General features: G+C 60.1%; 12 protein-coding genes. All 12 read left to right on the forward strand.

Annotated features, from left to right (window positions below):
* Window positions 1-75: 75 nt before the first annotated feature.
* The 12 genes from HGO38_RS28450 (at window position 76) to HGO38_RS28505 (ending at window position 12,919) form a co-directional block, all read left to right on the forward strand.
* Window positions 76-1,437: an aminotransferase family protein gene (locus HGO38_RS28450; RefSeq protein WP_250959180.1), complete on the forward strand. Its 1,362-nt coding sequence runs from the start codon at window positions 76-78 to the stop codon at window positions 1,435-1,437.
* A 240-nt stretch (window positions 1,438-1,677) separates the two neighbouring features.
* Window positions 1,678-3,285, forward strand: a complete 1,608-nt coding sequence (locus HGO38_RS28455) for an ABC transporter substrate-binding protein (protein WP_250959181.1) — start codon at window positions 1,678-1,680, stop codon at window positions 3,283-3,285.
* Between the two features lie 11 nt (window positions 3,286-3,296).
* On the forward strand, window positions 3,297-4,322 hold the full coding sequence (locus HGO38_RS28460) for an ABC transporter permease (RefSeq protein WP_250959182.1): 1,026 nt from the start codon (window positions 3,297-3,299) through the stop codon (window positions 4,320-4,322).
* Window positions 4,319-5,224, forward strand: a complete 906-nt coding sequence (locus tag HGO38_RS28465; RefSeq protein WP_250959183.1) for an ABC transporter permease — start codon at window positions 4,319-4,321, stop codon at window positions 5,222-5,224. Before HGO38_RS28460 ends, HGO38_RS28465 begins: the two co-directional genes overlap by 4 nt.
* Before the next feature lie 11 nt (window positions 5,225-5,235).
* Window positions 5,236-6,063 carry an ABC transporter ATP-binding protein gene (locus HGO38_RS28470; RefSeq protein ID WP_250959184.1) on the forward strand — a complete coding sequence of 276 codons (828 nt, stop codon included), beginning with the start codon at window positions 5,236-5,238 and terminating at the stop codon, window positions 6,061-6,063.
* A gap of 17 nt (window positions 6,064-6,080) precedes the next feature.
* Window positions 6,081-6,812, forward strand: a complete 732-nt coding sequence (locus HGO38_RS28475; RefSeq protein ID WP_250959194.1) for an ABC transporter ATP-binding protein — start codon at window positions 6,081-6,083, stop codon at window positions 6,810-6,812.
* A gap of 76 nt (window positions 6,813-6,888) precedes the next feature.
* Complete coding sequence (gene ggt / locus HGO38_RS28480) at window positions 6,889-8,475, forward strand: gamma-glutamyltransferase (RefSeq protein ID WP_250959185.1); 1,587 nt, start codon at window positions 6,889-6,891, stop codon at window positions 8,473-8,475.
* Window positions 8,476-8,535: 60 nt separating this feature from the next.
* Complete coding sequence (locus tag HGO38_RS28485; protein WP_250959186.1) at window positions 8,536-9,033, forward strand: RidA family protein; 498 nt, start codon at window positions 8,536-8,538, stop codon at window positions 9,031-9,033.
* 92 nt (window positions 9,034-9,125) lie between these two features.
* Window positions 9,126-9,446 (forward strand): 2Fe-2S iron-sulfur cluster-binding protein, encoded by a 321-nt coding sequence (locus HGO38_RS28490; RefSeq protein ID WP_250959187.1) that lies wholly within the window; start codon window positions 9,126-9,128, stop codon window positions 9,444-9,446.
* Window positions 9,447-9,550: 104 nt separating this feature from the next.
* Window positions 9,551-11,005 (forward strand): glutamine synthetase family protein, encoded by a 1,455-nt coding sequence (locus HGO38_RS28495; protein WP_250959188.1) that lies wholly within the window; start codon window positions 9,551-9,553, stop codon window positions 11,003-11,005.
* A gap of 59 nt (window positions 11,006-11,064) precedes the next feature.
* Window positions 11,065-11,445, forward strand: a complete 381-nt coding sequence (locus HGO38_RS28500; RefSeq protein ID WP_250959189.1) for a 5-carboxymethyl-2-hydroxymuconate Delta-isomerase — start codon at window positions 11,065-11,067, stop codon at window positions 11,443-11,445.
* Between the two features lie 100 nt (window positions 11,446-11,545).
* A complete protein-coding gene (locus HGO38_RS28505; protein WP_250959190.1) occupies window positions 11,546-12,919 on the forward strand; it encodes a Rieske 2Fe-2S domain-containing protein in 1,374 nt (457 codons plus the stop codon).
* The last annotated feature ends 154 nt before the right edge of the window (window positions 12,920-13,073 follow it).

Below are 13,073 nucleotides of genomic sequence, written 5' to 3' on the forward strand. Positions count from 1 at the left end.
ACGGAATCGTGACGATCCTGCCCGGCATGACAACTGAAAAGCATCTTGGATCATGGGCCACAAGGGAGACCATCTATGAGTAACACAGCCGACGCCCTCAAGCATGTCTGGTTCCATGCCACCGGTTCGCAGACCCTGCGCTCGGATGGCGGCATGACCGTTTTCACCAAGGGTGAAGACTGTTATCTGATCGATGAGAACGGAAATCGTTTTCTCGACGGTCTCTCCGGCGGCGCATTCGTCACCAATATCGGTCACGGCAGGGCTGAAATCGCGGAGGCAATGGCCGCCCAGGCTCGCGAACTCGCCTACGTCTCCCCCTACAACTTCGTCGCCCCACCGACCGTGAAGCTGGCCAAGGTCGTGGCCGATCTCGCTCCGGGTGATCTCGAGCGCGTCTTCTTCACATCCGGTGGTTCCGAAGCGGTCGAGACGGCGATGAAGATCGCCAAGCAGTATCACTGGCTCGGTGGCGACCAGAAGCGGACCAAGGTTATCAGCCGGCGCGGTTCCTACCATGGCTCGACCCAGTATACGATGAGCATCAGCGGTGCCAGCCATGACTTCAACAACAAGATCTTCGGTCCTTTGGTTCCCGGCTGCATCCAAGTGCCGCACAACAACTGTTATCGCTGCGAATATGGCCTGTCGCGCCCGACCTGCAAGACGCTCTGCGCCAGCATGATCGAGAAGGCGATCCTGCATGAAGGTCCTGAAACGGTTGCCGCGATCATCGCGGAGCCGGTACCCGCCGCTGCCAGCATCTATCCGGCGCCCGACGAATATCTGCCGATGCTGCGCGAGATCGCCGACAAGTACGGTGTGCTTCTGATCATCGATGAAGTGATCAACGGCTTCGGCCGCACAGGCAGCATGTTTGCCTGCGAACAGTGGGGTGTCGTGCCCGATATCATGACCATGGCCAAGGGCCTGACCAGCGGTTACGTGCCGATGGGCGCCGCGATCGCAAGCAAGCGCGTGGTCAGCCGTTTTGAGGAAGCAAGCGGCCGTGAAGCCGGCCTGAACCATGTTCTCAGCTTCGGTGGGCATGCCGTTGCGGCTGCCGCCGCGCTCAAGAATATCGAAATTCTTCAGAATGAGAATCTGGTCGAGAATTCCCGCGAAATGGGCAAGTACCTGCTCGATGGTCTGGACTCGCTGCGCAAGCTGCCGATCGTCGGCGATGTCCGCGGCCGCGGCCTGCTGGTAGGCGTCGAACTCGTCCGTGACAAGCAGACCCGCGAGGCATTCCGTCCGCAGGATCAGATGTCTGTACGAATGACCAACTATTTACGCGAGGAAGGCATCCTTGCCCGCACTTACCAAGTCGTCGAGTTCGGTCCGCCGCTGACCGCTGGCCGAAAAGAGGTCGAAATGATCGTATCGGGCATGGAACGAGCAGTTCTCCGTTTCGCCGCAGATATGCAAATATCTTGAAAAATAAGGGAAAAATGTAGAGAAGAGGATAACGCAACCATCTAGCGTTTCTCTTGAGAGTTCCGGGCGAGAGAGTGGCTTAGCCACTTCCTTGTTCGGTTTCGGCCAGCGTTTCAATTTGCTGCTTCGCCGGTCTTTCGGCACAAGTTGCCGGAAAATGTGTAATATAAAAACAAAAGTTCGCATCAGTAAAAAGTTTGACTATCATGCCTTAGCAGCTAACCAAAAAGGGGAACTTGCATGCTAACACGCAGAACACTACTGGCATTGACCACCGCAGCGCCTTTCGTTGGCTCCGGTGTCTTCGCAACCCGGAATGCATTTGCGGCGACGCCAAAGGCTGTCGTTGTCATGGCCAAGCAGATCGATGACCTGGGCACCGGTTTCGATCCGGCAGAAGCCTATGACATCACTAACCTTGAGGTCATTCCCAATCTCTATCGCGGCCTCATTGCTCCCGATGCGGCCGACAATACCAAGGTCGTCGGCGACCTCGCCGAATCCTGGACCGTCAGCGATGACGGCACCACCTTCACCTTCGTCCTGAAGACTGACTCCAAGTTTCCGTCCGGCAATGCTCTGACGGCCGAAGACGCGGCCTTCTCATTGCAGAGGGCGATCAAGCTCGATCAGCAGCCGGCGTTCATTCTTTCGCAATTCGGCTTCACCAAGGACAAGGTCGATGAGCAGATCCAGGCCGTGGATGCCAAGACCCTCGTCATCAAGCTTCCTGAGGCAGTCGCCCCGAGCTTCCTCCTGCTCTGCCTGACGGCGCCAATCGGCAGCATCGTCGAGAAGGCTACCGCACTCGCCCATGAAGTCGACGGCGACATGGGCAATGGCTGGCTCAAGACCAATTCCGCCGGCTCGGGCGCCTACCAGCTCACCGAATGGGTCGCCAGCGATCACGTCGCGCTGGATGCCAACCCGCATTCCGGCAATCCCGATCAGATCCGCCGCATCTACATCCGCCACGTGGCCGATCCGTCGGCGCAACTGCTGATGCTGCAACGTGGCGATGCCGACATCGCCCGCAACCTGACGCCAGAACTTCTAAAGACCGCTCGTGCGGATAATGACATGACAGTGGTTTCCGCGGGTCAGGCCGTTTCGGTTTACGTGGCGATGAACCAGGCTGTTCCCACCCTGCAGAACCTCAAGGTTCAGCAGGCGATCAAATGGGCCATCGACTACGACGGCATCGCCACGAACATCACGCCGAACATGTACACGGTCGCACAGGGCTTCCTGCCGCCGAGCCTCCCGGGCGGTCTGAAGGACAAGCTCTTCACCAAGGACGTTGCCAAGGCCAAGCAGCTTCTCGCTGAAGCCGGCTTCCCGGACGGCTTCGAAATAACGATGGATGTGCCCTCCTCGGCCCCTTATGCGGATATCGGGCAGGCGGTTCAGGCCGACCTTGGCGCCATAGGGATTAAGGTCAACATCATCTCCGGCGAAATGCGTCAGGTCTCTGCGAAGCACCTCAAGCGCGCCCATGAACTGATCCTGATGCCTTGGGGAACGGACTATTTCGATCCCTATTCCAACAGTCAGGCCTTCTGCGAAAATCCCGACGACGGCGAAAACTCCAAGTTGCAGCTTCTTGCTTGGCGTAACCACTTCGTCGACAAGGAACTGATCGAGATGTCGCTTGCCTCGCGCAAGGAATTCGACAGCGAAAAGCGCATGGCGCTTTACCGTGAGATGCAGCTCAAATTCGCCGAACAAGCGCCGTTTGCGATGATGCTGCAGAAGACGGCATCTGCGGTGATGGCCAAAGGCGTTTCCGGTTTTGCAATCGGTGCCCAGACCGGCTTTACCCACTATGCCGACGTCAGAAAGGCATAAGGTCCGGCAGGATGTTTCGCACACAGACTGCAAGCAAACTCTTGAGACTGGGGGCAGCCGCCTCCAGTCTGGTCGTCACCCTGTTCGGCTTGGTCGTGATAACCTTCTTCATCGGGCGGGTTATCGCGATCGACCCGGTGGTGGCGATCCTCGGCGATCATGCCAGGCCGGATGTGGTGTTGCGCATGCGGGCGGAGCTTGGCCTCGACAAACCTCTCCTCATCCAGTTCTGGATCTATATGCAGCATCTCGCCGGTGGCGACCTCGGACGCTCGATCATGACGTCCAATCTCGTACTGGATGACATCAAGCGATATTTCCCCGCTACCGTGGAGCTCGGGACAGTGGCAATGATCTTCGCCACACTCTTCGGCGTTCCGCTCGGCGTCATCTCGGCGGTGCGGCGCAACAGCCGCCTAGATCAGGCGGTTCGCGTTATCTCGCTGCTCGGGCATTCCACGCCGATCCCTGTCCTTGGTCTCGTCGCGTTGCTGGTCTTTTACGCGAAGCTGGGCTGGGCACCGGGCACGGGCCGCATCGGCGTTGGCCTGGCGGGCCTCACACCGACAGTAACGGGCTTCCTGACGGTTGACGCATTGATCGCGGGCGACTGGGAAGTCTTTTGGGACGCCCTGTCGCATCTGCTTCTGCCCGCGGCCGTGCTCGCCTTTTTCTCGATGGCCTACATCCTGCGGATGACGCGCTCCTTCATGATCGACACCCTGAGCGGGGAATTCATTACCACCGCCAAGGCAAAGGGCCTGTCGTCATTGCGCGTCATTTGGCGCCATGCGTTCGGCAATATCACCGTCCGACTGCTCACGGTGCTCGCCCTGACTTTCGCAGGCCTTCTGGAAGGCGCTGTCGTCACCGAAACCATCTTCAGTTGGCCCGGGATCGGCCAATACATGACGGTTTCCTTGATGAACGCGGACATGAATGCGGTGATCGGCGCGACGCTCGTCGTCGGGGCCGTCTACATGCTGCTGAATCTTCTCGTGGATTTCGCCTATCAAATCTTGGATCCCCGCCTATGACCGTCAAACTCTTCGACCGCTCCTGGTGGCAAAACGACAACTCGGAATCGCAGACGCAGGCAGCCTGGGTTCATCGCTACAGGCTGTGGGTGGCGTTCTATGGCAATAGACCGGCAATATTCGGTCTGGTCTTGATCGGGCTGGTGCTTCTTGGCGCCATTTTCGCACCCTGGTTGGCGACTCACGATCCCGTTGCCCAGAATCTCGGGCAACGGCTTCTGCCACCATCTACCGGAAACTGGTTGGGCACGGACGAACTGGGGCGCGATGTCTATTCCCGCCTGCTCTACGGCGGCCGGGTGACCCTCGGCATGGTCCTGGCCGTCGTGGTGCTGGTCGCGCCTGTCGGACTTCTTATCGGCTGCGCCGCTGGCTATTATCGCGGTGCCGCGGATGTCGTCTTGATGCGCGTCACGGATGTTTTCCTGGCATTTCCGCGTCTCATTCTCGCGCTGGCCTTCGTGGCGGCGATCCATCCTGGGATGACAAGCGCGGTCATCGCCATCGCCTTGACGACATGGCCTCCCTATGCCCGTCTCGCCCGGGCGGAAACCATGGCGATCCGCGATACCGATTACATCGCCGCCGCGCGCATGACCGGGGCGTCCTCGTTTCGGATCATCATCCATCACGTCATGCCTCTTTGCTTCAGCTCCCTGATCGTGCGCGTGACGCTCGACATGAGTTCCATCGTCATTTTCGCGGCAAGTTTGGGATTTCTGGGCATGGGCGCTCAACCGCCGATGGCCGAATGGGGTACCATGATTTCCAGCGCACGGCGTTTCATCCTCGAGCAGTGGTGGGTCCCCCTCATTCCCGGGCTCGCGATCCTCACCGTTTCGCTTGCCTTCAACCTGGTGGGTGACGGCTTGCGCGATGCGCTCGACTCCAGACAGAACTGAGGAGAATGGCGATGTTGGTGGAGATTTGCGGCCTCAAGATCGAATTTCCCTCGGCCCGTGGCACGCATACCGCTGTGAAGAATGTGTCGATGAAGCTTGGCACGGAGAAGCTCGGCATCGTTGGCGAGAGCGGGAGCGGGAAATCGCTGACGGCACGGGCTTTGCTGCAATTGCTGCCGCCAAAGGCGCGCGTGAGTGCGGACAAGCTGCATTTTGACGGCATAGACGTCTTGGCGGCAAGCGAGAAGCAAATGCGGTCGATCCGTGGACGTCGCGCCGGATTGATCATGCAGGACCCCAAATACTCGCTCAACCCGATCATGACTGCCGGCGAGCAGATCGCCGAAGCGTGGCGCAATCAGAAAAAGGGAAGCCGTCGCGAAGGCCTGGAGGCGGCCATCGACCTGCTGGACCAGGTCCAGATCCGCAACCCGAAGCGTGTCGCCGGATCCTATCCCCATGAGCTCTCAGGCGGCATGGGCCAGCGGGTCATGATCGCGATGATGCTGGCGCCGGATCCTGAGCTACTGATCGCCGACGAACCTACGTCCGCCCTTGATGCGTCCGTGCAGGCGGAAATTCTCAAGCTGATGGAGGACCTCGTTTCTCGCCGCAACATGGGCCTCATGCTCATCAGCCACGATCTTCCGCTCGTGCGCCATTTCTGCGACCGCGTCGTGGTCATGTATGCCGGTCAGGTGGTCGAGGAACTGGCCGCAGGCGAGCTTGCGCAATCCCGGCATCCCTATACGCGCGCATTGCTGGATTGCCTGCCAAGCCTGACCCGGCCAACGGCACGCTTGCCCATCATGAAACGGGATTCGGAGTGGCTGGCATGACCGATGCTGACGAAAACATGATTGGCGTCGAAAACCTTCGGGTCCGGTTCGGTACGCACGAAGTGGTGCATGGCGTAAGCTTCCAGGTGCCGAGAGGCGGCAGTTTTGGCATTGTCGGCGAAAGCGGTTCAGGCAAGTCGACCGTGATGCGGGTTCTGGCCGGCCTTGTCGATACCTGGACCGGCGACGTGAGAATGAGCGGCGTATCGCAGCCGCACAAGCGCCCACGCGATTTCTTCAGGCAGGTTCAGATGGTGTTTCAGGACCCTTACGGTTCGTTACATCCGAGCCATACCGTCAACCGGACGCTGATCGAACCGCTGATCGTCCAGGGGATTGGCGATATCGACCGGCGGGTCCGCGAGGTGATGTCCGATGTCGCTCTTCCGACCGCGGCACGGTACCGCTATGCCCATCAGTTGTCGGGTGGCCAGCGCCAGCGCGTGGCGATTGCCCGAGCGCTGATTTCGCAGCCGTCCATCGTCCTGCTCGACGAGCCGACAAGCGCGTTGGACGTGTCCGTTCAGGCCGAAATTCTCAACCTGCTGATGGATCTGCGCGAGGAGCACAAGCTGACCTATCTGATGGTGAGCCATAACCTCGCGGTGGTCGCCCATATGTGTCCGCAGCTCGGTGTGATGGACAGCGGGGAGATGGTCGAAATCCTGTCGGCCGAGGATCTGCGAGCCGGGCGGACAAAGCACCCGCGAACGACCAGGCTAAGAGAGCTGGATGTCGAACTGGAATAATCGGCGCCCCGGTTCTCGCCAGCCGGCATCCGGCGAGAGCACGCACATCAATTTGGACATCGACGTGGGAATGAACATGCGCAACGAAAAGACCCGAACGCGATCAACCGTATACTCCGCCAGGGCGGCAGTGGCGACCTCGCATCCGCAGGCAAGCCTGACGGCAATCGAAATGCTGCAGAAAGGTGGAAACGCCGTCGACGCCGCCATAGCTGCGATTGCCGTGCAATGCGTCGTCGAGCCGCATCAGACCGGGATCGGCGGCGATTGCTTTGCTGTGTACATGCCCCGCAACGCCGATGCGCCCATAGCGCTCAGCGGCGCCGGACGTGCGCCGGCAGCGGCCAATCCGGACTGGTATGCGAGGCAGGGCATAACCGAACTGGCGCTGGATTCAGCCCATTCGGTTACGGTTCCGGGCGCCGTCGCCGGTTGGTGCAGGCTTATCGCCGACCACGGAAAGCTGTCGATCGGAACCGTGCTTGAGCCAGCGATCCGGCTGGCCCGTGACGGTTATGTGGTCCAGCCCGTCGTCGCCCAGGACTGGTTGCAGGAGGCGCCACTGCTGGCGAACCATCCCGTCGCCGCGTCGGTTTTCCTTCCAGACGGCAAGCCCTTGCCTGAAGGCTCCATCCACCGCCAGCCCCTGCTGGCTGCTACACTGGAAAAGATTGCCCGGGATGGTCACCAAGGCTTCTATGAGGGTGAGGTCGCCAACGACATGGTGGCCTGCCTTCAGGACCATGGCGGCCTGCACAGCCTGGACGATTTCGCTGAGGCGCGCGCCGATTACGTCACGACGATTTCCTCCCGCTACAAGGGATACGACATCGTCGAATTGCCGCCGAGCGGTCAGGGGCTTGCGGCGCTGATGATGCTCAATGCGCTCGATGGCATGGATCTGCGCGACCCGGGCCTCAGCGAGGCCGACCGTATCCATATTTTCGCCGAACTGGCCAAGCTTGCCTATCACCACCGCGATGAACTGTTCTGCGACCCTGATTTTGGCTCCACGCCCGTCCAACAGCTCCTGTCTCCGCAATGGGCCGAATTTGCTCGCTCGCGCATCGATATGAAAAAGGCCGCGGCTCCGACCGTCTGGCCGGAGGTGACGCAGCTCGACACGGTCTATGCCTGCGTCGTCGATGAGGAGGGCAATGCCATCTCCTTCATCAATTCGCTGTTTCACTCCTTCGGCAGCCGCATCATGGCGCCGCGCTCAGGCGTTCTGTTTCACAATCGCGGCGCGCAGTTCCGTCTGGAAGCTGGGCATCCCAATGCGATCGCCGGCGGCAAGCGGCCGCTGCATACGCTGATCCCCGGCATGGTCATGCAGAATGGCCAGTGCGTGGCCCCCTTCGGGGTCATGGGAGGGCCGTATCAGGCGGCCGGGCATGCCGAACTGCTGTCAAATATTCTCGACCACGGCATGGACATGCAGCAGGCGCTCGATGCGCCGCGCAGCTTTGTCTATCGCGGTGTCCTCAATATTGAGCAGCGTCAGGATGAGAGCGTTATCGATGAATTGCGCAGCCGCGGCCACGATGCGCAATGGTCGCCAACCCCGATCGGCGGCGGCCAAATCATCTGGCGAAATCCGCAAAGCGGTGTTCTGGCGGCCGCATCCGACCCGCGCAAGGACGGCTGCGCGCTCGGGCTATAGCCATTCGCGCATCGGCAAGACCATGGCTGCGCACTAAACTCAAACAAGAAAGTCTATCTCATGAAAGTGGAACAGCGCCTCGCAGAACTGGATATCGAACTGACGGTGCCGATGGCCGGCCCTGATCAATACGGCAAACGCTACGGCAAGATGAAGCCTTTCGTCATCACCGGAAGGGTCATGCATCTGTGCGGACATTCCCCGGGCATGAAGGACGGCAAGGTGCTTTATCCGGGACGTCTGGGCGATGGGGTGAGCATCGAGGAGGGCTATCTCGCAGCGCGGCACACCGGCATCAACTGCATTTCCACGATTAAGCGGGCGCTCGGAGATCTGGACAGGGTGACAGCCATCGTCAGTTCATTGAACTACGTCGCCTGCACGCCGGATTTCTTCGAGCACTACAAGATCACCAACGGTCTGACCGACCTTCTGGAGGAGGTCTTCGGCCCGGATATCGGTCTGGGTGCCCGGGCGACCTACGGCGCACCGTCGCTCACGGACAATTATTGCTTCGAGACATCCCTGATCCTCGAAATCGACGGTCCCGTTTCCTGAAGGCTGTCTCACAAGCACACAGTTCGCCGAAGAGGCGCAAGCAGCATTTCCGAACTTTTTCGATCCGGCGACATCCTCGCAAGGAGCTTCTCATGACGCCTGCCGTTACTCTGATTTTCCGCAAAACCGACGGAGCCGAGATCGCCGTCAGTGCAGTTCCGGGCCAATCGGTTATGGAGGCGGCAGTCATGTCCGCGGTTCCGGGCATTGAGGGGGAATGCGGCGGATGCCTATCCTGCGCGACATGTCACGTTTTCGCACCGGAAGGCCTGACAAGCCCCACCGACGACAATGAGGACGCGATGCTCGATGCGACCGAAGCACCTCGCGGCCCCAACAGCCGCCTTTCCTGCCAGATCGTCGTTGGTCCCGAGATGGATGGGCAGGTGTTCCTGATCCCCGGACACACCTGAAACAAGGTCAATCTGCCCCCCCAATTGATGCCGACAAGTTCAACAGAAAATCCCGCCGCACGCCGCAAGGCCTACCAACAGCCACTCCGGAAAGGGCTTTTTGCATGTCATCTCTCCATCTTGAAAAACTGAAGAGCGGACGACTGGTTCGCGATGGACTTCTGACTGCCGTGGATGCGGCAGCCGCGCTGCTGGAAAGGCTGGAGAAAAGCGAAATTGAAACCGTTCGCGTCGTCTTTGCCGATCAGCACGGTCTGCTGCGCGGCAAGACGGTGACTGCGGCGGCTCTCGGTTCGATCTTCCGTTCAGGGCTCAGTCTTCCGGCCACGCTGCTGTTGAAGGACACATCCAATCGTACCGTCTTTCCGATCTGGGATGGACGCACGCCCGGCGTGATGGAGACGATGGCAGGCGCGGGCGACATGATCCTCGTGCCCGATCCGGCGACATTTCGTGTCCTGCCATGGAGCCCTCACTCGGCATGGCTCTTCTGCGATCCGGTGGCCCGCGACGGCAAGGTATTGCCATTTGCGCCGCGTCCCCTGTTGCGGCGGACCATTGAGCGGCTGAGCGGCCATGGCTACAGCCTGACCGTCGGCCTTGAAGTCGAGTTCCATGTGTTTGCCCTGAAGGAGGCGGCGCTGGAACACAGCCAGACCGGCCTGCCGGGCACGCCTCCCGAAACCCGGCTTCTGGACCAGGGCTATCAATATCTGTCCGACTGCAATTATGACCGGCTGGAACCTGTGATGGACAAATTGCGTCGTTATGCACAGGCGCTGGAACTGCCGGTCCGCTCAACCGAAGTTGAGATGGGCCCGAGCCAGTTCGAGTTCACTTTCGAGCCGGCCGGACCGATGGAACACGCCGACAATATGATCATGTTCCGCACCATGGTGAAGGAAGTTTGTGCCCGCGAGGGACTGCATGCAACGTTCATGTGCCGCCCGAAGGTCGACAATACCGCCTCCAGCGGCTGGCATCTGCATCAGTCTCTCGTCGATGCTCGGGGACGTAATGTCTTCATCCCCGAGGCAAGCGAGAGGCTCACGCCCCAGGCCAGCGCCTGGATCGCCGGCATTTTGCGACATGCGACAGAATGCTGCCTGCTGACCACGCCGACGGTCAATGGCTACAAGCGCTACCAGCCCTTCGGCATGGCGCCGGACCGTATCGAATGGGGGCATGACAATCGTGGTGCGATGGTGCGTGCTCTGATGGCGCCGGGCGATGGGGCGAGTCGGATCGAGAACCGCGTGGCCGAACCGACGGCCAATCCGTATTTCTATTTCGCGTCGCAGATATTGTCCGGTGTTGCGGGTCTTGAGGAAGGGCTTTGTGCGCCGGAACCGGTCGAAAACCCCTATGGCAGCGCCGCGCGCGCCCTGCCGCCCAGTCTGATCGCGGCGATCGAGGCATTCGAGGCGGGCCATCTTTTCCGCGATGCGCTTGGCAATGACTTCGTCGAATACATGTCGGTGCTCAAGCGGTCCGAATGGAAACGCTATCTCGCGACGGTGTCCGAATGGGAGCAGCGCGAATATTTCGGGGTCTTCTAAAACCGCCTGCCGTCCCACGCGCAAGCCCTTGAAAGGGCGGGGCTCAAAAGGAACATGCAATGCCTCACTTTGTGATCGAACACTTCACCGAAGACCCCGACGCGCTCGATACCACGAAGGTGCGCGAAATTGCCTTGCGCGTTGCGGGCGAATGCGGCGCCATGGACCGGCGGGACGTCAAGGTCAGAACGGTGCGGCCGGATGCCATCCTGTTTGGCGACGGCAGGCGTTCCTTCATCCATGTCACGATATCGCTGCTGGCCGGTCGGTCGGACGATAAGAAACGTGCGCTCGCGGAGATGCTGGTTGGCGCCTATCGGGAAGCCTTTGGCGAGATCGAGGCGATCAGTGTCGATGTTCGGGACATGAACCCGGCCTGCTACAAGAAGAGCCTCGTCGAGGGACGGACGCAGGCCCCGGAAGCCGAGATTGCCGATTGACTCTCCAAGCCCATAGTTCAAAATACGTACTAATGTTCGGAATGTGGTCAAGTTGAGATCGCGTCCCCGATGTCGCCCTACACGGAAAGGAATTCGTCCCATGATGAGCGCGGACCAGAACGGCCTGATCACCAAGGTCGGTCCTAAAACCCCCGGCGGCGCTCTGATGCGCCACTATTGGCAACCGGCGGCGCTGGTCGATGAGCTTGAGGGTGACCGCAAGGTCGTTCCCGTTCGGCTTCTCAGCGAGGATCTGGTCCTGTTCGTTTCCGGTCAGGACGAAAATGGCGCCAAGACCTATGGGCTTCTACGGCGCGACTGTCCGCATCGCGGAGCCGACCTTGCCTATGGGCGTGTCGAGCAAGGAGGGCTGCGCTGCGCCTTCCACGGCTGGAAATTCGACGCGGACGGCAATTGCCTCGACACGCCAGCGGAGCCGATCGGATCCAGACTGTGCGCCAATATCAAGCAACCGGCCTACAAGGCGGTTGCGAAGTCGGGCATCATCTGGGCCTGGATGGGCCAGGGTGATGCGCCCGAGTTTCCGGAACTCGATTGTTTCGCAGCCCCCGACACCCATGTCTTTGCATTCAAGGGTCTCTGGGAGTGCAACTGGTTGCAGGCGCTGGAAGTCGGGATCGACCCGGCCCATGCGTCCTTTCTGCACCGGTTTTTCCATGACGAAGACACCAAAGACGCTTATGGCAAGCAGTTTCGCGCGGCGTCCGCCGGCAGTGATCTGCCGATGACGATGGTACTTCGCGAGTATGACCGGCCGATCATCAATGTCGAGAACACTGAATATGGCCTGCGGCTCATCGCCCTTCGCGAAATTGATGAAGAGCGTACCCATGTGCGTGTCACAAACCAGGTCTTCCCGCATGGCTTCGCGATCCCGCTCAGCACCGAGATGACGATCACCCAGTGGCATGTCCCCGTCGATGACAACAATTGCTATTGGTATGCCATCTTCGTCAGCTACACGAAGCCGGTCGAAAAGGAAAAGATGCGCGCCCAGCGTATGGCGATGCACGAAGGGCCGATGTACCGCTCGCGCCGCAACAAGTCGAACGAATACGGTTTCGATCCGCGTGAGCAGGAGGAGGAGACCTATACGGGCATGGGCTTCGATATCAACGTTCACGACCAGTGGGCCGTCGAGTCCCTGGGGGCGACGCAGGATCGCACACGCGAACATCTGGGAACCAGTGACAAGGGCATTATCGCTTATCGCCGGATGCTGCGTGAGCAGATCAAGCGCGTTCAGGAGGGTGAAACTCCAATGATGGTTTTCGACAAACGCACCAGGAAATCAGTTCAGGGACCGGCCACCATGGACGGCATCGGGCCGACCCGTGGATGGGAGCTTTTTTGGATGGAAGTCGATGTCCGCCGCCGCCGCAATGCCCCCTGGGATGTGCCGGTTCCAGCGGATATCGCCGAGGGCACAGCGCATATCGTCATTCAGGATTGATGCCAATCCGCTTAGCGGCTGACTCTTTGTCAATCGGCACGCAAACTTGACCCGATATCGGCGTCCAATGTTGACCCCCATGTTGACGATCAGCACCTGGATCGCCCGGCGCTGGCCGGGGTTGCAGAGGGCGAACCAGGTGCGGGTGATAGGG

Source organism: Rhizobium sp. CG5, from assembly GCF_023701945.1.
Lineage (GTDB): Bacteria > Pseudomonadota > Alphaproteobacteria > Rhizobiales > Rhizobiaceae > Allorhizobium.

Coding starts and splice junctions, on each gene's coding strand:
- HGO38_RS28450 (WP_250959180.1), top strand. CDS start 76: ATGAGTAACACAGCCGACGCCCTCAAGCATGTCTGGTTCCATGCCACC.
- HGO38_RS28455 (WP_250959181.1), top strand. CDS start 1,678: ATGCTAACACGCAGAACACTACTGGCATTGACCACCGCAGCGCCTTTC.
- HGO38_RS28460 (WP_250959182.1), top strand. CDS start 3,297: ATGTTTCGCACACAGACTGCAAGCAAACTCTTGAGACTGGGGGCAGCC.
- HGO38_RS28465 (WP_250959183.1), top strand. CDS start 4,319: ATGACCGTCAAACTCTTCGACCGCTCCTGGTGGCAAAACGACAACTCG.
- HGO38_RS28470 (WP_250959184.1), top strand. CDS start 5,236: ATGTTGGTGGAGATTTGCGGCCTCAAGATCGAATTTCCCTCGGCCCGT.
- HGO38_RS28475 (WP_250959194.1), top strand. CDS start 6,081: ATGATTGGCGTCGAAAACCTTCGGGTCCGGTTCGGTACGCACGAAGTG.
- ggt (WP_250959185.1), top strand. CDS start 6,889: ATGCGCAACGAAAAGACCCGAACGCGATCAACCGTATACTCCGCCAGG.
- HGO38_RS28485 (WP_250959186.1), top strand. CDS start 8,536: ATGAAAGTGGAACAGCGCCTCGCAGAACTGGATATCGAACTGACGGTG.
- HGO38_RS28490 (WP_250959187.1), top strand. CDS start 9,126: ATGACGCCTGCCGTTACTCTGATTTTCCGCAAAACCGACGGAGCCGAG.
- HGO38_RS28495 (WP_250959188.1), top strand. CDS start 9,551: ATGTCATCTCTCCATCTTGAAAAACTGAAGAGCGGACGACTGGTTCGC.
- HGO38_RS28500 (WP_250959189.1), top strand. CDS start 11,065: ATGCCTCACTTTGTGATCGAACACTTCACCGAAGACCCCGACGCGCTC.
- HGO38_RS28505 (WP_250959190.1), top strand. CDS start 11,546: ATGATGAGCGCGGACCAGAACGGCCTGATCACCAAGGTCGGTCCTAAA.